At 74.5% G+C, this 24,212-nt stretch carries 22 protein-coding genes, 1 pseudogene and 1 riboswitch; of the genes and pseudogenes, 19 read left to right on the forward strand and 4 right to left on the reverse strand.

Translation table 11 applies throughout. From position 1 onward, the window contains the following. Positions 1-6: 6 nt before the first annotated feature. The 10 genes from hpnD to ACF08D_RS03955 all read left to right on the forward strand — a co-directional run bounded on the left by hpnD (position 7) and on the right by ACF08D_RS03955 (position 11,594). Positions 7-945 (forward strand): presqualene diphosphate synthase HpnD, encoded by a 939-nt coding sequence (gene hpnD, locus ACF08D_RS03910; protein WP_392220896.1) that lies wholly within the window; start codon positions 7-9, stop codon positions 943-945. 104 nt (positions 946-1,049) lie between these two features. Then, a complete protein-coding gene (gene hpnE, locus ACF08D_RS03915; protein ID WP_392220897.1) occupies positions 1,050-2,450 on the forward strand; it encodes a hydroxysqualene dehydroxylase HpnE in 1,401 nt (466 codons plus the stop codon). Continuing rightward, positions 2,447-3,547 (forward strand): polyprenyl synthetase family protein, encoded by a 1,101-nt coding sequence (locus tag ACF08D_RS03920; RefSeq protein WP_392220898.1) that lies wholly within the window; start codon positions 2,447-2,449, stop codon positions 3,545-3,547. Before hpnE ends, ACF08D_RS03920 begins: the two co-directional genes overlap by 4 nt. A 120-nt stretch (positions 3,548-3,667) precedes the next feature. Then, a complete protein-coding gene (gene shc / locus ACF08D_RS03925) occupies positions 3,668-5,677 on the forward strand; it encodes a squalene--hopene cyclase (RefSeq protein ID WP_392220899.1) in 2,010 nt (669 codons plus the stop codon). After that, on the forward strand, positions 5,677-6,369 hold the full coding sequence (locus ACF08D_RS03930; RefSeq protein WP_392220900.1) for a 1-hydroxy-2-methyl-2-butenyl 4-diphosphate reductase: 693 nt from the start codon (positions 5,677-5,679) through the stop codon (positions 6,367-6,369). The genes shc and ACF08D_RS03930 overlap by 1 nt, the downstream gene beginning before the upstream one ends. A gap of 5 nt (positions 6,370-6,374) precedes the next feature. Then, positions 6,375-7,397 carry an adenosyl-hopene transferase HpnH gene (hpnH, locus tag ACF08D_RS03935; protein WP_392220901.1) on the forward strand — a complete coding sequence of 341 codons (1,023 nt, stop codon included), beginning with the start codon at positions 6,375-6,377 and terminating at the stop codon, positions 7,395-7,397. A 10-nt stretch (positions 7,398-7,407) separates the two neighbouring features. Next, on the forward strand, positions 7,408-9,294 hold the full coding sequence (dxs, locus tag ACF08D_RS03940; protein ID WP_392220902.1) for a 1-deoxy-D-xylulose-5-phosphate synthase: 1,887 nt from the start codon (positions 7,408-7,410) through the stop codon (positions 9,292-9,294). Beyond that, on the forward strand, positions 9,291-10,676 hold the full coding sequence (locus ACF08D_RS03945) for an aspartate aminotransferase family protein (RefSeq protein WP_392220903.1): 1,386 nt from the start codon (positions 9,291-9,293) through the stop codon (positions 10,674-10,676). Before dxs ends, ACF08D_RS03945 begins: the two co-directional genes overlap by 4 nt. Before the next feature lie 215 nt (positions 10,677-10,891). Continuing rightward, positions 10,892-11,458, forward strand: coding sequence for an XRE family transcriptional regulator (locus ACF08D_RS03950; RefSeq protein ID WP_392220904.1), 567 nt, complete (start codon positions 10,892-10,894; stop codon positions 11,456-11,458). A gap of 19 nt (positions 11,459-11,477) precedes the next feature. Continuing rightward, positions 11,478-11,594: a DUF6126 family protein gene (locus ACF08D_RS03955; protein WP_392220905.1), complete on the forward strand. Its 117-nt coding sequence runs from the start codon at positions 11,478-11,480 to the stop codon at positions 11,592-11,594. Positions 11,595-11,654: 60 nt separating this feature from the next. On the opposite strand, the gene ACF08D_RS03960 is transcribed toward ACF08D_RS03955, so the two are convergent. After that, positions 11,655-12,467: a tyrosine-protein phosphatase gene (locus ACF08D_RS03960; protein ID WP_392220906.1), complete on the reverse strand. Its 813-nt coding sequence runs from the start codon at positions 12,465-12,467 to the stop codon at positions 11,655-11,657. A 594-nt stretch (positions 12,468-13,061) separates the two neighbouring features. Then, a riboswitch (cyclic di-AMP (ydaO/yuaA leader) is annotated at positions 13,062-13,222 on the forward strand. Positions 13,223-13,226: 4 nt separating this feature from the next. On the opposite strand from ACF08D_RS03960, the gene ACF08D_RS03965 reads away from it, so the two are divergent. Both ACF08D_RS03965 and ACF08D_RS03970 read left to right on the forward strand, forming a co-directional pair. Further along, entirely contained in the window at positions 13,227-14,117 is an 891-nt protein-coding gene (locus ACF08D_RS03965; RefSeq protein WP_392220907.1) for a peptidoglycan DD-metalloendopeptidase family protein, read from the forward strand. A 214-nt stretch (positions 14,118-14,331) separates the two neighbouring features. Then, on the forward strand, positions 14,332-15,126 hold the full coding sequence (locus ACF08D_RS03970; protein WP_392220908.1) for an SGNH/GDSL hydrolase family protein: 795 nt from the start codon (positions 14,332-14,334) through the stop codon (positions 15,124-15,126). Positions 15,127-15,129: 3 nt separating this feature from the next. Here ACF08D_RS03970 and ACF08D_RS03975 read toward each other — a convergent pair whose 3' ends face one another. Next, on the reverse strand, positions 15,130-15,831 hold the full coding sequence (locus tag ACF08D_RS03975; protein WP_392220909.1) for a TetR/AcrR family transcriptional regulator: 702 nt from the start codon (positions 15,829-15,831) through the stop codon (positions 15,130-15,132). Between the two features lie 144 nt (positions 15,832-15,975). Here ACF08D_RS03975 and ACF08D_RS03980 point away from each other — a divergent pair, with 144 nt between their 5' ends. The 4 genes from ACF08D_RS03980 (at position 15,976) to ACF08D_RS03995 (ending at position 19,866) form a co-directional block, all read left to right on the forward strand. Further along, positions 15,976-17,166 (forward strand): MBL fold metallo-hydrolase, encoded by a 1,191-nt coding sequence (locus ACF08D_RS03980; protein ID WP_392220910.1) that lies wholly within the window; start codon positions 15,976-15,978, stop codon positions 17,164-17,166. Positions 17,167-17,218: 52 nt separating this feature from the next. Next, positions 17,219-17,935 (forward strand): hypothetical protein, encoded by a 717-nt coding sequence (locus ACF08D_RS03985; RefSeq protein ID WP_392220911.1) that lies wholly within the window; start codon positions 17,219-17,221, stop codon positions 17,933-17,935. A gap of 205 nt (positions 17,936-18,140) precedes the next feature. Further along, the gene (locus ACF08D_RS03990) at positions 18,141-18,692 is read left to right on the forward strand and encodes a DM13 domain-containing protein (protein WP_392220912.1); all 552 of its coding nucleotides are present in this window, start codon (positions 18,141-18,143) and stop codon (positions 18,690-18,692) included. A gap of 94 nt (positions 18,693-18,786) precedes the next feature. Further along, on the forward strand, positions 18,787-19,866 hold the full coding sequence (locus ACF08D_RS03995) for an NAD-dependent epimerase/dehydratase family protein (RefSeq protein WP_392220913.1): 1,080 nt from the start codon (positions 18,787-18,789) through the stop codon (positions 19,864-19,866). A gap of 30 nt (positions 19,867-19,896) precedes the next feature. Here ACF08D_RS03995 and ACF08D_RS04000 read toward each other — a convergent pair whose 3' ends face one another. Together ACF08D_RS04000 and ACF08D_RS04005 are read right to left on the reverse strand one after the other, a co-directional pair. Then, the gene (locus ACF08D_RS04000) at positions 19,897-21,003 is read right to left on the reverse strand and encodes a sensor histidine kinase (protein ID WP_392220914.1); all 1,107 of its coding nucleotides are present in this window, start codon (positions 21,001-21,003) and stop codon (positions 19,897-19,899) included. Between the two features lie 257 nt (positions 21,004-21,260). Further along, positions 21,261-22,040, reverse strand: a pseudogene (locus ACF08D_RS04005) (response regulator transcription factor); the annotation flags it as partial. Positions 22,041-22,191: 151 nt separating this feature from the next. On the opposite strand from ACF08D_RS04005, the gene ACF08D_RS04010 reads away from it, so the two are divergent. The 3 genes from ACF08D_RS04010 to ACF08D_RS04020 are packed head-to-tail and all read left to right on the forward strand — an operon-like array spanning position 22,192 to position 24,211. Next, on the forward strand, positions 22,192-22,914 hold the full coding sequence (locus ACF08D_RS04010) for a glycosyltransferase family 2 protein (RefSeq protein ID WP_392220915.1): 723 nt from the start codon (positions 22,192-22,194) through the stop codon (positions 22,912-22,914). After that, the gene (locus ACF08D_RS04015; RefSeq protein WP_392220916.1) at positions 22,911-23,540 is read left to right on the forward strand and encodes a DUF2064 domain-containing protein; all 630 of its coding nucleotides are present in this window, start codon (positions 22,911-22,913) and stop codon (positions 23,538-23,540) included. The genes ACF08D_RS04010 and ACF08D_RS04015 overlap by 4 nt, the downstream gene beginning before the upstream one ends. After that, entirely contained in the window at positions 23,537-24,211 is a 675-nt protein-coding gene (locus ACF08D_RS04020) for a methyltransferase domain-containing protein (RefSeq protein WP_392220917.1), read from the forward strand. Before ACF08D_RS04015 ends, ACF08D_RS04020 begins: the two co-directional genes overlap by 4 nt. Position 24,212: the final 1 nt, after the last annotated feature.

Below are 24,212 nucleotides of genomic sequence, written 5' to 3' on the forward strand. Positions count from 1 at the left end.
GGGACCGTGGAGACACAGACCCCGGCGTCCGCGCCGGTGGCGGCCGCCTACAGCTACTGCGAGGCCGTCACCGGACAGCAGGCCCGCAACTTCGCCTACGGCATCCGGCTGCTGCCCACCGAGAAGCGGCAGGCCATGTCGGCGCTGTACGCGTTCTCCCGGCGGGTCGACGACATCGGCGACGGCCCCCTCGCGCCCGACGCCAAGACCGACCGGCTCCGGGCCACCCGCGAGCTGCTCGGCCGCATCCGCGACGGCGCCGTCGACGAGGACGACACCGACCCGGTCGCCGTCGCCCTGGCCGACACCGCCCGGCGCTTCCCGCTGCCGCTCGGCGGCCTCGACGAACTCATCGACGGCGTCCAGATGGACGTACGCGGCGAGACCTACGAGACCTGGGACGACCTCAAGGTCTACTGCCGGTGCGTGGCAGGCGCCATCGGCCGCCTCTCGCTCGCCATCTTCGGCACCGTGCCCGGCGCGCACGGAGCCGAACGCGCCCCCGAGTACGCCGACACCCTCGGTCTCGCCCTCCAGCTGACCAACATCCTGCGCGACGTCCGCGAGGACGCCGGAACCGGCCGCACCTACCTGCCCGCCGAGGACCTCGCCAAGTTCGGCTGCTCCGAAGGGTTCCGCGCCGCCACCCCGGCCCCCGGAGCCGACTTCGCCGGGCTCTTCCAGTACGAAGTGGCCCGCGCCCGCGCCCTGTTCGCCGAGGGCTACCGGCTGCTGCCCCTGCTCGACCGGCGCAGCGGCGCCTGCGTCGCCGCCATGGCCGGCATCTACCGCCGCCTCCTGGACCGCATCGAGCGCGACCCCGGGGCCGTGCTCCGCGGCCGGGTCTCGCTCCCCGGCCCCGAGAAGGCGTACGTCGCGGTCCGCGGCCTCTCCGGCCTGGACACCCGCACCGTCTCCCGCCGGCTCGTCAGGCGGCGCGCCTAGATGACGACGATGCCCGGGACCGGCCCGGTGAACCGGCACAATCGGCGCGCAACCCCGCACCACCGCCTCGCGTCACCGACTGCGACGACCCGACGGGAGACCGCATGAGCGACGACGTCCTGACCCCGGGCCGCGCCGCACCCGGCAGCGCCGTGGTCGTCGGCGGCGGCCTCGCCGGCATCACCGCCGCGCTGCGCCTGGCCGACGCCGGACTGCGCGTCACCCTCCTGGAGGGCCGGCCCCGCCTCGGCGGCCTCGCGTTCTCCTTCAAGCGCGGCGACCTCACCGTCGACAACGGCCAGCACGTCTACCTCCGCTGCTGCACCGCCTACCGCTGGTTCCTCGACCGCGTCGGCGGCACCAACCTCGCCCCCCTCCAGCCCCGCCTCGACGTCCCCGTCCTCGACGTCGCCCACCCGCGCGGCCCCCGCCTCGGCCGGCTGCGCCGCACCGCGCTGCCCGTCCCGTTCCACCTCGGCGCGAGCCTCGCCCGCTACCCGCACCTCTCGCTCGCCGAACGCGCCGCCGTGGGCCGCGCCGCCCTCGCGCTCCAGCGGCTCGACCCCGCCGACCCGGCCCTCGACGGCATCGACTTCGCCACCTGGCTCACCCACCGCGGCCAGTCGAAGCGGGCCGTCGAAGCCCTCTGGGACCTGATCGGCGTCGCCACCCTCAACGCCGTCGCCCCGCACTCCTCGATGGCCCTGGCCGCGATGGTCTTCAAGACCGCCCTGCTCACCGACCCCGGCGCCGCCGACATCGGCTGGGCGCACGTCCCGCTGGGCGAGCTGCACCACACCCGCGCCCGCGCCGCCCTCGACGCCGCCGGCGTCCGCACCGCGCTGCGCACCCGGGCCGGCGCGATCCTCCCCGCCCCGGACGGCGGCTGGACCGTCGACGTACCCGGCGAGCGGCTGGCGGCGGACACCGTCGTCCTCGCCGTACCGCAGCGCGAGGCGCACGACCTGCTGCCCCCGGGCGCGCTGGACGACCCCGGCAAGCTGCTCGACATCGGCACCGCCCCCATCCTCAACGTCCACGTCCTGTACGACCGCACGGTGCTGCGCCGCCCGTTCTTCGCCGCGCTCGGCACCCCGGTCCAGTGGGTCTTCGACCGCACCGACGCCTCCGGGTACACCGACGGCCAGTACCTGGCCCTGTCCCAGTCGGCCGCCGAGGCGGAGATCGACGAGCCCGTCTCCGTACTCCGCGAGCGCTACCTGCCCGAACTGGAGCGGCTGCTGCCCGCGGCGCGCGGCGCCAAGGTCCGGGACTTCTTCGTCACCCGGGAGCGGACAGCGACGTTCGCCCCCGCCCCCGGCGTCGGGCGGCTGCGGCCCGGCGCCCGCACCCGCGCGCCCGGCCTGCTGCTGGCCGGGGCGTGGACCGCCACCGGCTGGCCCGCGACCATGGAGGGCGCCGTGCGCAGCGGCTTCACCGCCGCGGACGCCGCCCTCACGGCCCTCGGCCGCCCCCACGCACATCCGCTCGAGGAGGCGGCATGAGCCTGAGTACTGGAACCAGAGGAGAGACCGTGCCGACTGTGCCCCCGGTGAACCCGGCCGTCGACACCGCGGACGTCACCGCGCTGCTGGAGCGGGGACGGACGATGTCCACCCCCGTGATGCGCGAGGCCGTGAAGAGACTGGCGCCGCCCATGGACACCGTCGCCGCCTACCACTTCGGCTGGATCGACGCCCACGGCCGGCCCGCCGACGGCGACAGCGGCAAGGCCGTGCGCCCCGCGCTGGCCCTGCTGTCCGCCGAGGCGGCCGGCGCGGCACCCGAGGTGGGCGTCCCCGGCGCGGTCGCCGTGGAGCTGGTGCACAACTTCTCGCTGCTGCACGACGACCTGATGGACGGCGACGAGCAGCGCCGCCACCGCGACACGGTGTGGAAGGTGCACGGCCCGGCCCAGGCGATCCTGGTCGGCGACGCCCTGTTCGCCCTCGCCAACGAGCTGCTGCTGGAGCTGGGCACCGTCGAGGCGGGCCGCGCCACCCGCCGCCTGACCACCGCCAGCCGCAAGCTCATCGACGGCCAGGCCCAGGACATCTCCTACGAGCACCGCGAGCGGGTCACCGTCGAGGAGTGCCTGACGATGGAGGGCAACAAGACGGGCGCCCTGCTCGCCTGCGCCTCCTCCATCGGCGCCGTCCTCGGCGGCGCCGACGACCGCACCGCCGACACCCTGGAGGCGTACGGCCACCACCTCGGCCTCGCCTTCCAGGCCGTCGACGACCTGCTCGGCATCTGGGGCGACCCGGAGGCCACCGGCAAGCAGACCTGGAGCGACCTGCGCCAGCGCAAGAAGTCCCTGCCGGTCGTCGCCGCGCTCGCCGCCGGCGGCCCGGCCTCCGAGCGGCTCGGGGAACTGCTCGCCGCCGACGCCAAGAACCCCGACCTCGACAGCTTCTCCGAGGAGGAGTTCGCCATGCGGGCGGCCCTCATCGAGGAGGCGGGCGGCCGGGAGTGGACCTCCGAGGAGGCCCGCCGCCAGCACACCGTCGCCATCGAGGCGCTGCACCGCGTCGACATGCCCGGCCGGGTCCGCGACCGGCTGACCGCGCTCGCCGACTTCGTCGTCGTACGCAAGCGATGACCACCCCCAGGAGTGCGTCGATCCGCACCATATGAATCGCTGGTCGCCGGCCGGTGCCACGGGCACCGGCCGACGGCTCACCCGCAGCAGCAGGACGCCAACTGCACGTTAGGGGAAGCCATGACAGCGACGACCGACGGAAGCACCGGGGACCTCGGCTCCCGCGCACCCTCGGACACCGGAACGACCACCACCACGACCACCCCCGCGGCCCCGGCCGCGGACGGCGTCCGGGACCTCGCCGCCCGCGCCGCCCAGCGCTCCGTCGAGCACCTCCTCTCCCGCCAGCACGACGAGGGCTGGTGGAAGGGCGACCTGGAGACCAACGTCACCATGGACGCCGAGGACCTCCTGCTCCGGGAGTTCCTGGGCGTACGGGACGAGGCCCTCGTCACCGCCGCCGCCCTGCACATCCGCGGCGCGCAGCGCGAGGACGGCACCTGGGCCACCTTCTACGGCGGGCCGGGCGAACTGTCCGCCACCATCGAGGCGTACGTCGCCCTGCGCCTGGCCGGCGACGCCCCCGACGAACCGCACATGGCCCGCGCCGCCGCCTGGATCCGCGGCCGGGGCGGCATCGCCTCCGCCCGGGTCTTCACCCGCATCTGGCTGGCCCTGTTCGGCTGGTGGAAGTGGGACGACCTCCCCGAGATCCCGCCCGAGATGGTGCTGCTGCCGAAGTGGTTCCCGCTCAGCATCTACTCCTTCGGCTGCTGGGCGCGGCAGACCATCGTGCCGCTCACCGTCGTGTCCGCGAAGCGGCCCGTGCGCCCCGCCCCCTTCCGGCTGGACGAGCTGCACGCCGACCCCGCCCGGCCCGCGCCGCCCCTGCCCCTCGCCCCCGCCACCACCTGGGAGGGGGCCTTCCAGCGGATCGACCGCGCCCTGCGCGCCTACCGCCGCGTCGCCCCCTCGTGGCTGCGCGGCACCGCGATGAAGGCCGCCGCCCGGTGGATCGTGGAGCGGCAGGAGAACGACGGCTGCTGGGGAGGCATCCAGCCCCCCGCCGTCTACTCGCTCATCGCGCTGCGACTGCTCGGCTACGACCTGGAACACCCGGTGATGCGCGCCGGGCTGGAGTCGCTCGACCGGTTCGCGGTCTGGAGCGACGACGGCGCCCGCATGATCGAGGCGTGCCAGTCGCCCGTCTGGGACACCTGCCTGGCCACCATCGCGCTCGCCGACGCGGGGCTCCGCCCCGACCACCCCGCCCTGGTGAAGGCCGCCGACTGGATGCTGGGCGAGGAGATCGTCCGCCCCGGCGACTGGACCGTGCGCCGCCCCGGGCTCACCCCCGGCGGCTGGGCGTTCGAGTTCCACAACGACAACTACCCCGACATCGACGACACCGCCGAGGTCATCCTGGCGCTGCGCCGCGTCCGGCACCCGCACCCGGAGCAGGTCGAGGCGGCCGTCCGGCGCGGCGCCAACTGGACCGCCGGGATGCAGTCCCGCGACGGCGGCTGGGCCGCCTTCGACGCCGACAACACCAGCCCCTTCCCCAACCAGCTGCCGTTCTGCGACTTCGGCGAGGTCATCGACCCGCCGTCCGCCGACGTCACCGCCCATGTGGTGGAGATGCTGGCGCACGAGGGCAAGGCCCATCACCCGCGCGCCCGGCGCGGTGTGGCGTGGCTGCTGGCCGCGCAGGAGCCCGGCGGCTCCTGGTTCGGCCGCTGGGGCGTCAACCACGTCTACGGCACCGGCTCGGTGGTGCCCGCGCTCACCGCGGCGGGGCTGCCCGTCTCGCACCCCGCGATCCGGCGGGCCGCCGCGTGGCTGGTGTCGGTGCAGAACCCCGACGGCGGCTGGGGCGAGGACCTGCGCTCGTACCGGGAGGCGGAGTGGGTCGGCCGCGGCGCCTCCACCGCCTCCCAGACGGCGTGGGCGCTGCTGGCCCTGCTGGCGGCGGGGGAGCGGGAGTCCGAGGCGGTGCGGCGCGGGATCGAGTGGCTGGCCGCGACCCAGCGCCCGGACGGCTCCTGGGACGAGCCGCACTTCACCGGCACCGGCTTCCCCTGGGACTTCTCCATCAACTACCACCTCTACCGGCAGGTCTTCCCGCTCACCGCGCTGGGCCGGTACGTCCACGGCGAACCGGTCGTCGGCCGGCTCGGCAAGGGGGCCTGATGGGGGCGGCGCCGGAGACCTCCGGCACCGCCAGGGCGCCCGGCGCGCCCGTCGCGGCGCCCCTGCTGATCGCCTGCGCGCTCGGCATCGAGCAGCTCGCGCTGCGCAGCGGCCGGCGCCGGCACGGCGCGGCGGCACCCGGGCCGGTGACTGTGCTCCGTACCGGCATGGGCCCGGCCAACGCGCAGCGGGCCGTCGCCCGGGCGCTGGAGGGCGGGGAGCTGCGGGGCGCCGCGGTGATCGCCTCCGGGTTCTGCGCCGGCCTGGAGCCGGGCATGCACCCCGGTGACCTGGTGGTCGCCGACGAGACCCGGGGCCCCGGCGGCTCCACGCCCTGCACCGGCACCGAGGCGCTGGTCGAGGCGCTCACCCGGGCCCTTCCGGGCCGCACGGTGCACACCGGCCCGCTCAGCGGCTCCGACCACGTGGTGCGCGGGCAGGAGCGGGCGCGGCTGCGCGGCACAGGTGCCGTGGCGGTGGACATGGAGTCCGCCGCCACCCTGCGCAGCGCGCTCAGCACCGGGGTGCGGTCCCGCCCGGTTGCGGCCGTCCGGGTGGTCGTGGACGCTCCGGAGCATGAGCTGGTGAGAATTGGCACGGTACGCGGGGGAATATCAGCTTTCTGCGTTCTTCGTTCTGTATTGCCCGCTTTCTTTGAATGGCACCGTTCTTTGCTGCTCCCCAGGAGGTGAGCCAGATGGCCATGCCGCTTCGCCAGACCATCCGGGTAGGGACGTATCTCTTCGAACAGAAGCTGCGCAAGCGTGAGAAGTTCCCGCTCATCGTCGAACTGGAGCCGCTCTACGCCTGCAACCTCGCCTGTGAGGGCTGCGGCAAGATCCAGCACCCCGCCGGGGTCCTGAAGCAGCGCATGCCGGTCGCCCAGGCCGTCGGAGCCGTCATGGAGTCCGGCGCCCCGATGGTGTCCATCGCCGGCGGCGAACCCCTGATGCACCCGCAGATCGACGAGATCGTGCGCCAGCTCACGGCGAAGAGGAAGTACGTCTTCCTCTGCACCAACGCCCTGCTCATGCGCAAGAAGATGGACAAGTTCACCCCCTCGCCCTACTTCGCCTTCGCCGTCCACATCGACGGCCTGCGCGAACGGCACGACGAGTCCGTCGCCAAGGAAGGCGTCTTCGACGAGGCCGTGGAGGCCATCAAGGAGGCCAAGAAGCGCGGCTTCCGCGTCACCACCAACTCGACCTTCTTCAACACCGACACCCCCCAGACCGTCATCGAGGTGCTCAACTACCTCAACGACGACCTGAAGGTCGACGAGATGATGATCTCGCCCGCGTACGCCTACGAGAAGGCGCCCGACCAGGAGCACTTCCTCGGCGTCGAGCAGACCCGCGAACTGTTCCGCAAGGCCTTCGCCGGCGGCAACCGGCGGCGCTGGCGGCTCAACCACTCCCCGCTCTTCCTCGACTTCCTGGAGGGCAAGGCCGACTTCCCCTGCACCGCCTGGGCGATCCCCAACTACTCGCTCTTCGGCTGGCAGCGGCCCTGCTACCTGATGGCGGACGGCTACGTCCCCACCTACCGGCAGCTCGTCGAGGAGACCGACTGGGACAAGTACGGCCGCGGCAAGGACGACCGCTGCGCCAACTGCATGGCGCACTGCGGGTACGAGCCCACCGCCGTCCTCGCCACCATGGGTTCGCTCAAGGAGTCCCTGCGCGCCGCCCGCGAGACGGTCTCCGGCGGCCGGGGGTGAGGGGGCGGGCGTGACGATCCTCGACACCGTCCGGGGCCCGCGCGACCTCCAGGCCCTCGACGCCGCGCACCTCGGGGACCTCGCCGGGGAGATCCGGCGGTTCCTGATCCACGCCGTCACCCGCACCGGCGGCCACCTCGGCCCCAACCTGGGCGTCGTGGAACTCACCCTCGCCCTCCACCGGGTCTTCGACTCGCCCGCCGACCGCATCGTCTGGGACACCGGCCACCAGTCGTACGTCCACAAGCTGCTCACCGGCCGGCAGGACTTCTCCAAGCTGCGCGGCAAGGGCGGCCTCTCCGGATACCCCTCCCGCGAGGAGTCCGCCCACGACATCGTCGAGAACTCCCACGCCTCCACCGCCCTGGGCTGGGCCGACGGCCTGGCCAAGGCACGCGACCTGCGCGGCGGGACCGGGCACGTCGTCGCCGTCACCGGCGACGGCGCGCTCACCGGCGGCATGGCGTGGGAGGCGCTCAACAACATCGCCGCCGCCCCCGGCCGCCCCCTGATCGTCGTCGTCAACGACAACGAACGCTCCTACGCGCCCACCATCGGCGGCCTCGCCGGACACCTCGCCACCCTGCGCACCACCGACGGCTACGAACGCTTCCTCGCCCTCGGCAAGGACGTCCTGCGCCACACGCCCGTCGTCGGACCACCGCTGTACGGGTCGCTCCACGGCGCCAAGAAGGGATTCAAGGACCTCGTCGCCCCCCAGGGCATGTTCGAGGACCTCGGGCTGAAGTACATCGGCCCCGTCGACGGGCACGACACCGCCGCCGTCGAAGCGGCGCTGCGCCGCGCCGCACGGTTCCGCGGCCCCGTCCTCGTCCACTGCCTCACCCAGAAGGGCCGCGGCTACGAACCCGCCCTGGAGCACGACGCCGACCGCTTCCACGCCGTCGCCGCCATGGACCCGCTCACCTGCGAACCCCTCGCGCCCGCCGCCGGCCCGTCCTGGACCTCCGTCTTCGGCGAGACCCTCGCCGAGATCGGCGCCGAGCGGCCGGACGTCGTCGCCCTCACCGCCGCCATGCTCCACCCGGTGGGGCTGACCGCCTTCGCCGAGCGGTTCCCGCAACGCGTCTGGGACGTCGGCATCGCCGAACAGCACGCCGTCACCAGCGCCGCCGGGCTCGCCACCGGCGGCCTGCACCCGGTCGTCGCCGTCTACGCCACCTTCCTCAACCGCGCCCTCGACCAGGTGCTCATGGACGTCGCCCTGCACCGGTGCGGCGTCACCTTCGTCCTGGACCGCGCCGGGGTCACCGGCGAGGACGGCGCCTCCCACAACGGCGTCTGGGACCTGTCCGTCCTCCAGGTCGTCCCCGGGCTGCGGATCGCCGCGCCGCGCGACGCCGTCCGGCTGCGCGACCAGCTCCGCGAGGCGGTGGACGTGAGCGACGCGCCGACCGTGGTGCGGTTCCCCAAGGGCCCCACCGGGCCCGAGGTGCCCGCCGTGGGGCGCGTCGGCGGCATGGACGTCCTGCACCGGGCCGGGGACGGCGACCCCGAGGTGCTGCTGGTCGCCGTGGGCGCCATGGCCCCCGTCTGCCTCGGGGCGGCCGGGCTGCTCACGGAACGCGGCGTCCGCTGCACGGTCGTCGACCCCCGCTGGGTCAAGCCGGTCGACGAGGCGCTCGCCCCGCTGGCCGCCCGGCACCGGCTGGTCGCCGTCGTCGAGGACAACAGCCGCGACGGCGGCGTCGGGTGGGCGGTCGGGCAGGCCCTGAGGGACGCCGGTACCGACGTACCCCTGCGGACCTTCGGCGTACCCGGGCAGTTCCTCGCCCACGGCAGGCGCGGTGAGGTGCTGGCCGATGTCGGGCTCACCCCGGTCGAGATCGCGGGCCGCATCAGCGGAGCGCTGGGACGCAAGGAGAACGACGCATGAGCAAGAAGTTCGACCTGGCGGAGCTGCTCGCCGAGCGCGGCGGCGACGGCTACGACCTGCACGCCCGCCACCTCAACCCGCAACTGCCCCGGATGCTGCGGACGATCGGCTTCGACCGGGTCTACGAGCGGGCCGAGGGCGCCTACTTCTGGGACGCCGAGGGCAACGAGCACCTCGACATGCTCGCCGGATTCGGCGTCATGGGCCTGGGCCGCCACCACCCCGTCGTCCGCAAGGCCGTCCACGACGCCCTCGACGCCGAACTGCCCGACCTCACCCGCTTCGACTGCCCGCCCCTGCCGGGCCTGCTCGCCGAGAAGCTCCTCACCCACTCGCCCCACCTCGACCGGGTGTTCTTCTCCAACAGCGGTACGGAGGCGGTGGAGACCGCCCTCAAGTTCGCCCGGTGCGCCACCGGCCGCCCCCGCGTCCTGTACTGCACCCACGCCTTCCACGGGCTGACCGCCGGCTCGCTCTCCGTCAACGGCGAGAAGTGCTTCCGCGACGGCTTCGCCCCGCTGCTGCCCGACACCGCGATCCCCCTGGGCGACCTGGCCGCCCTGGAGCGCGAGCTGAAGCGCGGCGACGTGGCCGCCCTCGTGGTGGAGCCCATCCAGGGCAAGGGCGTGCACGAGACGCCCCCCGGCTTCCTGCGCGCCGCCCAGGAGCTGCTCCACCGCCGCAAGGCCCTGCTGATCGCCGACGAGGTGCAGACCGGCCTCGGCCGGACCGGCGACTTCTACGCCCACCAGCACGAGGAGGGCGTCGAGCCGGACCTGGTGTGCGTGGCCAAGGCGCTCTCGGGCGGGTACGTCCCGGTCGGCGCCACCCTGGGCAAGGACTGGATCTTCAAGAAGGTGTACTCCTCGCTGGACCGGGTCCTCGTCCACTCGGCCAGCTTCGGATCGAACGCCCAGGCCATGGCCGCGGGGCTGGCCGTGCTGTCCGTCCTGGAGGACGAGGAGATCGTCGCCAACGCCCGGCGCACCGGCGACCTGCTGAAGTCGCGGCTCACCGCGCTCGTGGACCGCTACGAGATGCTGCACGAGGTGCGGGGCCGGGGGCTGATGATCGGCATCGAGTTCGGCCGGCCCTCGTCCCTGGGCCTGCGCGGCCGGTGGACGATGCTCCAGGCGGCCCGCAAGGGCCTGTTCGCCCAGATGGTCGTGGTGCCGCTGCTCCAGCGCCACCGCATCCTCACCCAGGTGTCCGGCGACCGCCTGGAGGTGATCAAGCTGATCCCGCCGCTGATCATCGGCGAGCGGGAGGTCGACCGGTTCGTGGACGCCTTCACCGAGGTCATGGACGAGGCGCACAACGGCGGCGGGCTGATCTGGGACTTCGGCCGGAACCTGGTCAAGCAGGCGGTCGCCAACGGCTGAGCCGCTTTTGCCTCCGAGGCAAATTGTTTGCCTCCGGGGAAAGGGTCTGGCGCAATGGACGCATGAGCACTTCCGCCGACGCGTCGTCCGGGGCCGCCGGTCCGTCGGGTGCGTCCGGGCCACCACCCGGGCCGTCCGGTCCGTCGGGTCCGTCGGGTCCGTCCGGTCCGGCCCTCCCGGGGGAGCCGGAGACCGGGCCCGGGGGACTGCCGGACGTGGCCCCGCAGCTGCGGGCGCTCCGGCGCCGCCGGGGGCTGACCCTGGAGGCCGCCGCACGCCGCGCCGGGCTCTCCCCGGCGCACCTGTCCCGCCTGGAGACCGGCCGCCGCCAGCCCTCGCTGCCGATGCTGCTGGCGCTGGCCCGTATCTACGGTACGACCGTCTCCGAGCTGCTGGGCGAGATCCCGCCGGAGCACGATCCCGTCGTCCGGGCCGGCCGGGCCGAGCCCGCCGAGGCCGACGGGTGGGTGTACCACCAGGCCGGCGGCCCCGGCCGGGCGATGCAGGCGCTGCGCGTCGAGGTGCCGTACGCCACCCCCGCCGACCTGGTGCGCGTCCACCCGGGGGAGGAGTGGCTGTATGTGCTCGCCGGGCGGGTGCGTCTGGTCCTCGGTGAGACCGTGCACGTCCTCGACCCCGGGGACAGCGCGCACTTCGACTCGCTCACCCCGCACCGTATCGGCGCCGCCACCCGCGGCGGCGCCGAGCTGCTGTTCGTCCACACCCTGATGCAGAGCGCCGCGGCCGACCTGTGCCTCGGCGCGCCCGGCCACCGCCGCTGACCCCGATCGGAGATCCGCCATGTCCCAGGAACGCTCGTTCCCCCGAGGGCTCGTCGTCCGGCTCTTCGCCTACCTGGTGGCCGGCCACCTCTTCGCGGCCTTCCTCTACCTCCTCTTCGCCCTCGGGGCCGAGTGAGTCACGAGGGCAAAAAGGAGGGCGGAGAGGAGTACGGAGAGGAGTGCGGGAGGAGCGTGGTCAGCCCTCGTCCAGCAGCCGCTCGCGCAGCCGCTCCCGGGTCTCCGGGGAGATCCGCAGCCCCTCGGTGAGATAGCGCTCGGTCGAGCCCCAGGTCTCGTCGATGGTCGCGAAGGCCGCGTCGAGGTAGTCGAGACGGGCCTCGAACAGCGGGCTCAGCAGCTCCAGGACCTCGGCCGACATCCCGGCGGGGGAGGTGTCGCTGCGGCGCACCTTGTAGCGGCGGTGCGGGTCGTTGGACTTGAGGTAGTCCTCCTCGATGGCGTCCCGCCCCACGCCCAGGGCGAGCAGCGTCACCGCGACGGACAGCCCGGCCCGGTCCTTTCCGGCCGCGCAGTGCATCAGCACCGGGACGCTGTCCTCGGCGAGCGCGTGGAGGACCCGGCTGTGCTCCCCGGTGCGCTGCGTGATGATCTCGCGGTACGAGGCCGTCATCCGGGCCGCGCCCTTGCCGTCCGCCAGGATCGAGCGGAGCTGGTCCAGGTCGCCGTCGCGGATCATGGTCCAGAACTCGGCCCCGTCGGCCGGGTCGGACAGCGGGATGTTCACATTCCGTACGCCGGGCAGCTCGACGTCCGGGCCCTCCAGCCGCTGGTCGGCCGCGTTGCGGAAGTCGAAGATCGTGTGCAGGCCCAGGGAGGCGAGGAAGGCGGCGTCCTCGCCGGTGGCGTGGGCGAGGTGCCCGCTGCGGTAGAGCCTGCCGTGGCGCACCCGTCGGCCGTCCGCGGCCGGAAGCCCGCCGACGTCACGGAAGTTGCGCACCCCTGTCAGCTCGGGCTCGGTCGGCGGGGCCTGCGGCGGCTGCTGCGTCACGGGGGCTCCTTGACGTCTCTGCGGTCGGCGTCCACCGCCGACGATGTCGCGGTCCGACGATACGACATCGGTGCGTCGGGCAATCAATCCCGGCGCATGTCGCACATCCGTTGCCCTTCCCGAGGTCAGCGCCCCGGCGGGCGTGGCGGGGCGCCCGGCCGCGAGGGTGGCGCGGGGGAGGATGTGATGCCTTACGTCCGCTCTGTACCGCTTGCGCCGTATGTTCCCGCCCGCCGCCCGGTGTCTCCGCTGCCTCCACCCGCCCGCGCGGGGCGGGGGTATAGGGGCTCTCGTTGCTGAATGGTGCTTCTGTCCGTTTCAGGGCAATAGGCATAACCTGCCCCGGTCGTACGGGAGATGGCGGGAGCCACGTGAGCAGCGTCATAACCGTGACGGTCCGTGGCGAAAGGCGAGGGCGAAATGCCGTGCCCGGCAACGGAATTCATGATCCGTAATTTACGGAGGGTGACCGCCGTTCCGGCCCCGCCGTACCCCCCGGAATGCCCGGCCGAATTCGGCGGCTTGTTCACGCCGACCCGGCTCGCTTACGGTCACGGCAATCCGGCCGGACCGCCGAGTCCTGCCACCGGCCGGAATTCGCACCCACCCACGCGTGGCAGGAGCGGGGGACCCAGGTAGTACGCCGGGACCGGATCAACTCCGGAACCGGCTCGGGGTGAAGTCGCGCCCATGGCGCGGCCGGACAACTCCAGTCCGAACCCGACAGCTCACCTCGCAGGCGCCGGAGAGGAAATCGCCATGCCCGCGAAGGGTAAGCACCGCCGTCCCAAGTCCAGCACCATCACGCGTGGTTTCGTCGCCGCCGGCACCGGAGGCGCGGCCATCGCCCTCCCGCTGTTCGGCGCCACCGGCGCGCACGCCGCCGAGACCGCCGCCCCGGCCGCCGCTCCGCAGGCCGTCACCGCCGCCGCGACGTCCGCCGCCCCGGCGCAGAAGGCGGCGCCGCGCACGTACACCGTGGTCGCCGGCGACCACCTCTCCAAGATCGCCCACGACAAGAACGTCAAGGGCGGCTGGAAGAAGCTGTACGAGGACAACCGCCAGGTCATCGGCGAGGACCCGGCCCTGATCCTCCCGGGCATGAAGCTCACCCTCGGCGCCAAGTCCACGGCCGCCCCGGCGAAGCCCAAGGCCGAGGACACCAAGGACTCCGAGGCCCGCGCCTCCCGCTCGGAGGCCCGTGCCGAGGCCCCCGCCCAGGCCGCCGCCCCGAAGACCAGCGGCTCCGGCTTCACCGCCCCGGTCGACGCCGGCGTCACCACCCCCTACCGGGCCTCCGGCTCCAGCTGGTCCTCCGGTTACCACACGGGTGTCGACTTCTCCGCCTCCTCGGGCACCCCGGTGAAGGCCGTCGGCGCCGGCACCGTCGTCTCGGCCGGCTGGAGCGGCTCGTACGGCAACGAGGTCGTCATCAAGCACGAGGACGGCAACTACTCGCAGTACGCCCACCTCTCCTCGCTGGCCGTCTCCTCCGGCCAGACGGTGAGCGGCGGCCAGCAGATCGGCCTGTCCGGTTCCACCGGCAACTCCACCGGCCCGCACCTGCACTTCGAGATCCGCACCAGCCCGAGCTACGGCGCGGACATCGACCCGCTGGCCTACCTCCGCCAGCACGGCGTCTCCGTCTGACACACCGTCGGCAGAGCTTTCGCCCTGCTTTCGCCGTCCTTCCGCGGCCCTTCCGCTGTCGTTGCGCGGTCCTTCCGCGGCCCGGCACCTTCCCGGTGCCGGGCCGCGGCGTATTCCGGGCTTGGGACAATTTTGACCGGTGGCAAACATCACCCCGCGTCAACCCCTCCTTACGGTCGCGTAGGTCACATCCCGGGGTGAAGGATGTGCTCCCGTGGCAGACGATTCGGCATTCAGGGACAGTGACGTATTCGGGTCGTACGCGGCGATCGGTGACAGCTTCACCGAAGGCGTCGGAGACCCCGGCCCCGGCGGCACGTTCGTCGGCTGGGCGGACCGGCTCGCCGTGCTCCTCGCGGACCGGCTGCCGGAACCGGACGCGTTCCGGTACGCCAACCTCGCCGTACGCGGGCGCCTCCTCGACCAGATCGTGGCGGAACAGGTGCCCCGCGCCAAGCAGCTGGCGCCCGACCTGGTGACCTTCTGCGCGGGCGGCAACGACATCATCCGGCCGGGCAGCGACCCCGACGAGGTCGCCGAGCGCTTCGAACGGGCCGTCGCCGACCTGACGTCCGCCGTCGGCACCGTCCTGGTGACGACCGGGTTCGACACCCGCACCGTCCCGGTGCTGCGCCGCCTGCGCGGCAAGATCGCCACGTACAACGGCCATGTCCGCGCCGTCGCCGACCGCTACGGCTGCCCCGTGCTCGACCTGTGGTCCCTGCGGACCGTGCAGGACCGGCGCGCCTGGGACGCCGACCGGCTCCACCTGTCCCCGGAGGGCCACACCCGCGTCGCCCTGCGGGCCGGGCAGGTGCTGGGGTACGCCGTCCCCGCCGACCCCGACCAGCCGTGGCCGCCGCTGCCGCCGCGCGGCACCCTCGAAGTGCGCCGGGACGACATCCAGTGGGCCCGCGAGTACCTCGTCCCGTGGATCGGCCGCCGGCTGCGGGGCGAGTCGTCCGGCGACCACATCTCCGCGAAGCGGCCCGACCTGCTGCCGCTGTGACGCTCACCCGGCGCCGGGCCCGCGTCCGGGCGGGCGGTACGATTCCCGGCCGCCGGGCGCGTCCGGGCGCTGCCCGGTGCGGCGGTCCTCCGCCGCCGGGCGCGGGTCGGTGGCCGGGCCCAGCTCACGGGCCAGCGCCTCGTCCGCCCAGGCCATCATCGTGGCGCGGCTGAAGGGCGGCGCCGCGTAGGCGGTCAGCTGCACGGCCAGTCCGTCCAGGAACGCGGTCAGCCGCCAGGCCGCGCCCACCGGGTCCTCGCACCGGAACTCGCCCGCCGCCGCGCCCTCGGCGATCACCTCCGCCAGCGCCGCCTTCCACCGACGGTCGAGGTCCTGGGCCACCTCCCGCAGCGCCGGTTCGCGCAGGGACGCCGCCCACCCGTCGATCCACAGGCGCCACCCCTCGGCCCGGCCGGTCGGGGCGTACCAGCGGACGGCCGCCCGCAGCCGGCTCGTCGCCGCCGTCCGGCGCCCCAGCAGCGTCCGCAGCCGCGCCAGGTCGCCCTCGGCGGCGTACGCGAACGCGGCGGCGACCAGCTTCTCCTTGGTCGAGAAGTGGTAGAGGACCAGCGCGTTGCTCACGCCCAGCGCGGAGGCCACGTCGGCGATCCGCACCGCCGCCACCCCCCGCGCCTCGATCTGCCCGACGGCGGCCCGCAGCAGTTCCTCGCGCCGCTCGGCCACGCTCAACCGCACTCTGCCCACCCGGCCACCCTAGGGCGCCGGGGCCGCCACCGTGGGCGCTCGCGGCGATCCGCGGCACGGGCCGCGGGTACGGGGACGGGGGTGGCCGTCGGTGGTGTCGTACCCGCCGCCCATAATGGAGGGACCCATACCCCTGGAGGTCCCGTGACCGGCGCCGGAACCCCGCACCCGCTGCGAGCCCGACTGCGTTCCCTCAGGTCCGCCGCCTTCGGCGCGGACTCCACCGGAGAGCGGATGGAGCGGATCCGCCGCTCGCCGAACTTCGGGGACGGGATCTTCCAGAACCCGGTGGGCACCCGGCACCGGCCGTCCGGCTCGACCCTCGACTTCGCGAAGGTCTACTTCGACCGGGAGTCCCGGGCCCGCCGGGCGCCGTCCGGCACCGTGCCGGTGCACCCCACCACCGTCGCCGACCTCGCCAGGCCCCCGGCCACCGGTCTGCGGCTCACCTGGCTGGGCCACTCCAGCGTGCTGGCCGAGATGGACGGCGCCCGCATCCTGTTCGACCCGGTGTGGGGCGAGCGCTGCTCCCCGTTCCCCTTCGCCGGTCCCAGGCGCCTCCACCCCGTCCCGCTGCCGCTCGCGGCGCTCGGACGGGTCGACGCCGTCGTGATCTCCCACGACCACTACGACCACCTCGACCTGCCCACCATCCGCGCTCTCGCCTCCACCGACACCGTCTTCGCCGTCCCGCTCGGCGTCGGCGCGCACCTGGAGCACTGGGGCGTGCCCGCCTCCCGGCTGCGCGAGCTGGACTGGCACGAGTCGACGGAGGCCGGCGGCCTGCGGCTCACCGCCACCCCGGCCCGGCACTTCTGCGGCCGGGGCCTGCGCAACCAGCAGCACACCCTCTGGGCCTCCTGGGCGGTCGCCGGTCCCGAGCACCGGATCTACCACAGCGGCGACACCGGGTACTTCGAGGGCTTCCGCGACATCGGCGCCGCGCACGGCCCGTTCGACGCCACCATGATCCAGCTCGGTGCGTACAGCGAGTTCTGGCCGGACATTCACATGACCCCGGACGAAGCGGTACGGGCGCACCTCGACCTCCAGGGCGGCGCCCCGCACGGGGTCCTGCTGCCCATCCACTGGGGCACCTTCAACCTCGCCCCGCACCCCTGGGCGGAGCCCGCCGAGTGGACCAGGGACGCGGCCGGGCAGGCGGGCCAGGCGGTGGCGGCCCCCCGCCCCGGCGAGCCCTTCGAAGCGGCGGGCAAGCTCCCGGCGGAGCCGTGGTGGCGCGACGTCTCCCGGCCCCTCACCCCCGGATGGCGCCGCCCCCCGGCCGCGCCCGGGGCGAACCGCGAGAACCTGGACCTCGCGGGCGAGCGGTGACGCCGGTGAAAAACGAGTGTGCTGCCGTGTGCCGTCGGCCGATCATGGGAGCATGACCGGCCTGCCGACGATCAGTACTTTGACCCTGCAGCACAGGATCCCGGACGACTGGGCGGCGGACCCATGGGCCGAGGTGCGCCCCCTGGTCGACGGTGTGGACGTGCTGAAAGCAGTCCATCCGGCAGGGCTGGCACCCAGTTGCCGGCACTGGCGAGGTCCGGCCGAGAGCTGGCCCCTGACTGTCACACAGGAGCCGCGCAGAGTCGTGATCACTGAGCCGACCTGCACCGCCGGCTGTTGCGGCGCCTTGTACGCCACCCTCCGCCGTGAGGGCTGCCGGGTGATCTGGGATGCGTGGGAGAACACCAGTAACGCCACCGCCCTGCCCGCTGACATCTGCTTCGATGCCTCCCAGTACGACGCCGAACTCGCACGAGCCGCAGCGGATCACAGCTGGGAACAGCCGGTGGACACCGTTGCCCGGCTGCTCGAACAGACCCTCACTGGCAGCGGCTGGTTCGAGCGGTGGAGCTGCGTCCTCACGGGTGTCTCGCCACGACGAGAAGAACCCGATCTCCCCGAGCAGCTCACCACTGCCGAGGGGGTCGACGTCGAGTTCCGGCATGCCCCGGCACCGGGGGAGCGCGCACGCTTCTACACCTACGCATTGGCGGTCGCGCACGATCGGCCCGTGGAGGAGCAGGTACGGCACCTCGCGGCCCTCGTCCTGGCGGACGACCCTCGGAGGAGCGCTGAGCCTCACCCGTAGCCGCGCAGACGTCTTTACGAGCGACTGCCCCGAGAAACGTGGGTCCCGCCGTGGTTGTTTCCCTCCCAGAACGGCCACTCACCGCGCCTGACTGATCTCTTCGTAAGACCGGCGTAATGGCTTGTCGCGGCGGTGTGCCGTTGAATGCGCCGCAGAGGACGCTGAGGACGTCGCCCTACGCGGGCGCGTAGCAGGGAGTGCGGAGATGAAGCTGGGTCGGGGGCGGCGGGGGCCGCTGGTGGGGGTCGTCGTGGTCGTGGTGACGGCCGTGGTGGCGGTGGGGCTGTATCTGTTCCAGCCGTGGAAGCTGTGGCAGGACGAGACCGTGAGCGAAGCGCTGCCCGCCGCCTCGCCCGCCGCCGGCCCGGCGCCCGGGTCCGGGGCGTCCGCGCCGGCCGCGGGGCCGCGCACCGTGGCAGAAGGGGCCTTCATCAGCCACGAGCACGACACGGCGGGAACGGCGAGGGTCGTGCGGCTGGCCGACGGCTCCCAGGTGCTGCGGCTGGAGGGGCTGGACACCAGCAACGGCCCGGACCTGCGGGTGTGGCTGACCGACGCGCCGGTGAAGGAGGGCGTGGCCGGATGGCGGGTGTTCGACGACGGGCGGTACGTCAGCCTCGGCAGGCTCAAGGGGAACAAGGGCGACCAGAACTACCCGATCCCGGCCGACGTGAACCTCGCCGACTACTCCAGCGTGGCCATCTGGTGCGACCGGTTCGACGTGTCCTTCGGCGCGGCACAACTCGCCACGGCCTAGCGGAGGATGCGCGCCGCCCCCGCGGTCATGACGGAAGTCTTACCGCGAAGTGCGGCAGCCCCCGCCGGACCCACCGGGTGCGTACCGTGCGGGCATGCGCGTACTTGTGACGGGAGGCGCCGGGTTCATCGGCGCACATGTGGTGGACGTCCTGCGGGAGCAGGGGCACGAGCCGGTGGTGCTCGACGCCTTGCTGCCGGCCGCACATCCGGTGCGACCCGCCCTCCCCGAGGCGGAGTTCCACCACGGGGACGTACGGGACGCCGACGCCGTACGCCACGCCCTGCGCGGCGTGGACGCCGTGTGCCACCAGGCGGCCATGGTCGGGCTGGGAAAGGACTTCGCCGACGCGCCGGACTACGTCGCGTGCAACGACCTGGGGACGGCCGTACTGCTGGCGGGCATGGCGGAGGCCGGGGTGCGCCGACTGGTGCAGGCCGGGTCGATGGTGGTGTACGGCGAGGGCCGGTACGAGTGTCGCGGCCACGGCCCGGTCCGGCCGGGCCCGCGCGCGGTGAGGGACCTGCGGGCGGGCCGGTTCGAACCGCGGTGCCCGCGCTGCGGGGCCGTACTGCTGCCGGGGCTGGTGGCGGAGGACGCCCCGCCGGACCCCCGCAACGTCTACGCCACCACCAAGCTGGCGCAGGAGCACCTGGCGGCGGCCTGGGCCAGGGCCACCGGCGGCTCGGCGGTGTCGCTGCGCTACCACAACGTGTACGGGCCGGGCATGCCCCGGGACACGCCGTACGCCGGGGTGGCCTCCTTCTTCCGCTCCGCCCTCGCGCGCGGCGAGGCGCCCCGGGTCTTCGAGGACGGCGGCCAGCGGCGGGACTTCGTGCACGTACGGGACGTGGCCAGGGCCAACGCGGCCGCCCTGACCGCGCCGCCCGCCCCCGGCGAGGACCACGGGGGCGCGGACGGGCGGCACACCGCGTACAACGTGGGCAGCGGGGAACCCCACACCGTGGGGGAGATGGCGGCGGAGCTCGCCCGGGCCCACGGCGGGCCGGGGCCGGTGGTGACGGGGGAGTTCCGGCTCGGGGACGTCCGGCACATCACGGCCGACTCCGCGCGCGCCCGGCGCGAGCTGGGCTGGCGTCCGCGGGTCGGTTTCGCCGAGGGGATGGCGGAGTTCGCCGGGACGGAGCAGCGGGCGTCGTCCGGGGCACTCTGACCCGTGCCCGGGGCGCGCCGACCCGTCGTGTCAGGCGAGGGGCAGGGTCACCTCGAAACGGCAGCCGCCCGGGACATTGCGGACGTCCGCCCGGCCGGCGTGGGCCTCCACGATCCCCCGGACGATCGCCAGACCCAGCCCCGCCCCGGACGGCGGGGTGCGCGCCGGGTTGCCGCGCCAGCCGGTGTCGAAGACGCGCGGCAGGTCGTCCTCGGCGATACCGCCGCACGCGTCGGTGACCGACAGCACGGCCGACTCCGCCCGGCGGGCGACCGCGACCGCGACGGTGCCGTCGGCGGGCGTGTGCCGAATGGCGTTCATCAGCAGGTTCGCCAGCACCCGGGTCATCTCCTTGCCGTCCACCTCGACGGGCACGTGCGCGATGTCCTCGCCCAGCAGGCGCACCCCGTGCTCCCGGGCGAGCGGATCGGCGCCCAGCAGGGCGTCCGCCGCCAGGTCGTGCAGCGACATCCGGCTGGGCGTCAGGGCGAGCGCCCCGGCGTGGATGCGGGACAGCTCGAACAGGTCACCGACCATGGTGTCGAGCCGTTCCACCTCGGCACGGATCTGCCGGTGGTACCGGTCCGGGTCGGCCGCCACGCCGTCCTCCAGCGCCTCGGCCATGGCCCGCATCCCGGCCAGCGGGGTGCGCAGGTCGTGCGAGATCCAGGCGACCAGCTCGCGGCGGGAGGTCTCCAGGGCCCGCTCACGCTCCCGGGAGGCGGCCAGCCTGGCGCTGGTGGACGCCAGCTCGCGGGCCAGCGAGGCCAGTTCGGCCGTGGCCGGGGCGGAGGGTGTCGCGAAGTCCCCCGCCTCGCCGAAGTCCCGTGCCGCGACCGTGAGTTCGCGGCTGCGGGCGACCACCCAGCGGCCCATCAGCAGGGCGGTCAGCAACGACACCACGGCCGCCATCGCCACGACCAGGGTGACCACCGTCAGGTCGTGCGGCGACAGGAACATCGCCTGCGCCACCGCCAGGGTGCCCGCCAGCATCGCGGTGACGGCCACGGCCGCGACGACCGTCAGCGAGACGGCGACCGACCGCTGCCGCAGCAGCCGCAGGGCCACCGCCCCGGCCGCCCCGGCGCACGCCGCGCCACCGAGCGCGAAGAGGGCGATGAGCAGGACGTCCGTCATGACTGTTCTCCCCGGCGCCGGGCGGGGAGCGCCCGCGTATCCTCCGCGAGACCGCCGGAGGCGATACCGCCGGAGGCGATACCGCCCGGATCGGCGACGCCGTCGGGCTGCGCCGCCGTGCCGTCCCCGTCGGCGACGCCGCCGAACCCGGATGTGCCGCCGGGCTGCGCCGTGATGCCGTCCCCGTCGGCGACGCCGCCGAACCCGGATGTGCCGCCGGGCCGCCCCGTGATGCCATCCCCGTCGGCGACGCCCTCGGGCCGCGCCGTACGGTTGCCGGGCTCGGGGCCGCCCCGCGGTCGCGCACCGGGCGGGGCCTGCGCCGCGGCGCCGGGGGGCGGGGCGTCGGCCGCCTCGAAGCGGTACCCGACGCCCCAGACGGTCTGGATGAGCCGGGGCGCGGCCGGGTCGCCCTCGATCTTGGCGCGGAGCCGGCGCACATGCACGGTCACGGTGGACAGGTCCCCGAAGTCCCAGCCCCACACGTCCCGCATCAGCTCCTCGCGGGTGTGTGCCCGCCCCGGCCGTGCCATGAAGTGCGCCAGCAGGTCGAACTCGCGCAGCGTGAGCGCCAGCTCGGTCCCGTCCTTCGACGCCCGCCGCGTCGCCGGGTCCACGACGATCCCCGCCGCGCGCAGCGGAACGCGGCCGTCCTCCCCGTCCCCGCCGCGCGCCGCGCCGTACCGGCTCCGCCGCAGCACCGACTCGACCCGCAGGACCAGCTCACGCGGGCTGAACGGCTTGGTCACATAGTCGTCGGCGCCCAGTTCGAGCCCCGCGATCCGGTCGTCCTCCGCCCCGCGCGCGGTGAGCATGATCACCGGCACCGGGCGGTCGTCGGTGCGCAGCCGCCGGCAGACCTCCAGCCCGTCGAGCCCCGGCAGCATCAGATCGAGGACCACCAGGTCGGGCTCGTCACGGGCGGCCGTCTCGAGGGCGGCGACACCGTCCGCGGCGTGACCGACCGTATGACCCGCCCTGCGGAGGTACCCGGTGACGACTTCCGCGACGGTCGGGTCGTCGTCCACGACGAGGATGCGCGCGGGGAGTGCTGGCGTGCTCATGCGCCCAGTGTCGTACGACGGCCCGCGGCCCGTCCCCCTCCCCCCGCCCGCACCGCTGTGCCGTCCGCGTTTCGTAAGGAGTCGGACGCCCCGCCGGAGGCACCCGCTCCCTACGGTGACAGTCGTGACCGACCAACGCGATCAACCCCCTGCCACGACCGTGGACGTGGTCCTTCCCTGTCTGAACGAGGCCGGGGCGCTGCCCTGGGTGCTCTCCCGCGTCCCCGCCGGCTGGCGGGCGCTGGTCGTCGACAACGGCTCCACCGACGGATCGGCGGAGATCGCCCGCTCCCTCGGCGCCACCGTCGTGGCCGAGCCCCGGCGCGGCTTCGGGGCCGCCTGCCATGCCGGACTGCTCGCCGCCGAGGCCGAGTTCGTCTGCTTTTGCGACTGCGACGCCTCTCTCGACCCCGCGCTGCTGACCGGCTTCGTCCGTGCGGTCGCCGCCGGGGAGGCCGACCTGGTCCTGGGCCGCCGCCGGCCGAGCGGCCCTGGCACCTGGCCCGTGCACGCGCGCGTGGGCAACGCCGCCCTGTCCCGGATGCTGCGCCGCCGCACCGGCACCCGGCTTCGCGACCTGGGGCCGCTGCGGGCCGCCCGGCGGATGGCCCTGCTCTCGCTGGACCTGACCGACCGGCGCTCCGGCTACCCGCTCCAGATGGTCGTCCGGGCCGCGGACGCCGGCTGGCGGGTCCGCGAGGAGGACGTGCCCTATCTGCCCCGGACGGGCCGGTCCAAGGTCACCGGCACCTGGCGGGGCACCTGGCAGGCGGTGCGCGACATGCGCGCCGTGCTCGCGGAGCCGCCCCGCGCCGTCCCGTCGGCGTCCGCCGGAGGTGTCCGGTGACCGCGCTGCTCGTGATCGCCAAGGAACCGGTACCCGGCCGGGTCAAGACCCGCCTGACCCCGCCCTTCACCCCCGGCGAGGCGGCGGCCCTGGCCGGGGCGGCGCTGTCGGACACCCTCCGGGCCGCGACCGCCACCCCGGCCGCCCGGCACGTCCTGGTCCTGGACGGCTCCCCGGGGCCATGGCTGCCACCCGGCGTCGAGGTCCGCCCGCAGAGCACCGGAACCCTGGACGCCCGGCTCGCCGCCGCCTTCGCCGACTGCGCCGGCCCGGCGCTGCTCATCGGCATGGACACCCCCCAGGTCACCCCCGGACTCCTCTCCCCGGCCCTGGACTTCACGCGGTACGACGCCTGGTTCGGACCGGCGGCCGACGGCGGCTTCTGGGCCCTGGGCCTGGCCGCCCCCGACCCGGCCCTGCTGCGAGGCGTACCGATGTCGGTGCCCGGAACGGGCGCCGCGCAGTACGCCCGGCTGCGCGCGGCGGGACTCCGGGTGGGCCTGCTGCCCGAGCTGCGCGACGTGGACACGGCGGCCGACGCCCGCGAGGTGGCCGCCGCGGCGCCGCACGGCGCCTTCGCCGCCCTGCACGGCCGGCTGACCGCCTCGCCGGAGGCCGTACGGTGACCGCCGTCCACGGCCGTACCGCCACACCGACCGCGATACGCGCCCCCTGGCGGGACGACCCCTACGCCCGGGCCCTGCGCGCCGGTCGGGGCCCGCTCTTCCTGCGCCGTGCCGACGGCTGGCTGATGCCGCTGGAGGTGGAGCGCTGGCTCGCCGACGCGGACGCGGGGGACGAGAGCGTGCTCGCCCGGTGCCGGGGAGCCGTCCTCGACGTCGGCTGCGGTCCCGGCCGGCTGGTCGCCGCCCTGGCCGGGCGCGGCCACCGGGTCCTGGGCGTGGACGTCAGCCCGGCGGCGGTGACCCGGACCGTACGGCGCGGAGGGACCGCCCTGTGCCGGTCGGTGTTCGGGCCGCTGCCCGGCGAGGGGCGCTGGACCACCGTCCTCCTCGTCGACGGCAACATCGGCATCGGCGGGGACCCGGCCACCCTCCTCGGCCGGGCCGCCGAACTCCTCGGTCCCGGCGGCCGGGTGGTGGCGGAGGCCGCCCCCGTCGAGGTGGACGAGCGGTGCGAGGTCCGCCTCGACGACGGCCGCGGCCCCCTCGGCGTCCCGTTCCCCTGGGCCCGCGTGGGGCCGGAGGCACTGCGCGCCCAGGCCCGCCGGGCGGGCTGGACGCCCTTGCACAGCTGGACGCTCGCCGGCCGGAGCTTCACCGAACTGGCCCGCTGAC

Source organism: Streptomyces sp. NPDC015131 (assembly GCF_043079975.1).
In the GTDB taxonomy this organism is placed as follows: Bacteria; Actinomycetota; Actinomycetes; order Streptomycetales; family Streptomycetaceae; genus Streptomyces.

What these genes read in the sequence shown, in the direction of transcription:
- hpnE (WP_392220897.1), top strand. Translation starts at nt 1,050, where the DNA reads ATGAGCGACGACGTCCTGACCCCGGGCCGCGCCGCACCCGGCAGCGCC.
- ACF08D_RS03920 (WP_392220898.1), top strand. Translation starts at nt 2,447, where the DNA reads ATGAGCCTGAGTACTGGAACCAGAGGAGAGACCGTGCCGACTGTGCCC.
- shc (WP_392220899.1), top strand. Translation starts at nt 3,668, where the DNA reads ATGACAGCGACGACCGACGGAAGCACCGGGGACCTCGGCTCCCGCGCA.
- ACF08D_RS03930 (WP_392220900.1), top strand. Translation starts at nt 5,677, where the DNA reads ATGGGGGCGGCGCCGGAGACCTCCGGCACCGCCAGGGCGCCCGGCGCG.
- hpnH (WP_392220901.1), top strand. Translation starts at nt 6,375, where the DNA reads ATGGCCATGCCGCTTCGCCAGACCATCCGGGTAGGGACGTATCTCTTC.
- ACF08D_RS03945 (WP_392220903.1), top strand. Translation starts at nt 9,291, where the DNA reads ATGAGCAAGAAGTTCGACCTGGCGGAGCTGCTCGCCGAGCGCGGCGGC.
- ACF08D_RS03955 (WP_392220905.1), top strand. Translation starts at nt 11,478, where the DNA reads ATGTCCCAGGAACGCTCGTTCCCCCGAGGGCTCGTCGTCCGGCTCTTC.
- ACF08D_RS03965 (WP_392220907.1), top strand. Translation starts at nt 13,227, where the DNA reads ATGCCCGCGAAGGGTAAGCACCGCCGTCCCAAGTCCAGCACCATCACG.
- ACF08D_RS03985 (WP_392220911.1), top strand. Translation starts at nt 17,219, where the DNA reads ATGACCGGCCTGCCGACGATCAGTACTTTGACCCTGCAGCACAGGATC.
- ACF08D_RS03990 (WP_392220912.1), top strand. Translation starts at nt 18,141, where the DNA reads ATGAAGCTGGGTCGGGGGCGGCGGGGGCCGCTGGTGGGGGTCGTCGTG.
- ACF08D_RS03995 (WP_392220913.1), top strand. Translation starts at nt 18,787, where the DNA reads ATGCGCGTACTTGTGACGGGAGGCGCCGGGTTCATCGGCGCACATGTG.
- ACF08D_RS04000 (WP_392220914.1), bottom strand. Translation starts at nt 21,003, where the DNA reads ATGACGGACGTCCTGCTCATCGCCCTCTTCGCGCTCGGTGGCGCGGCG.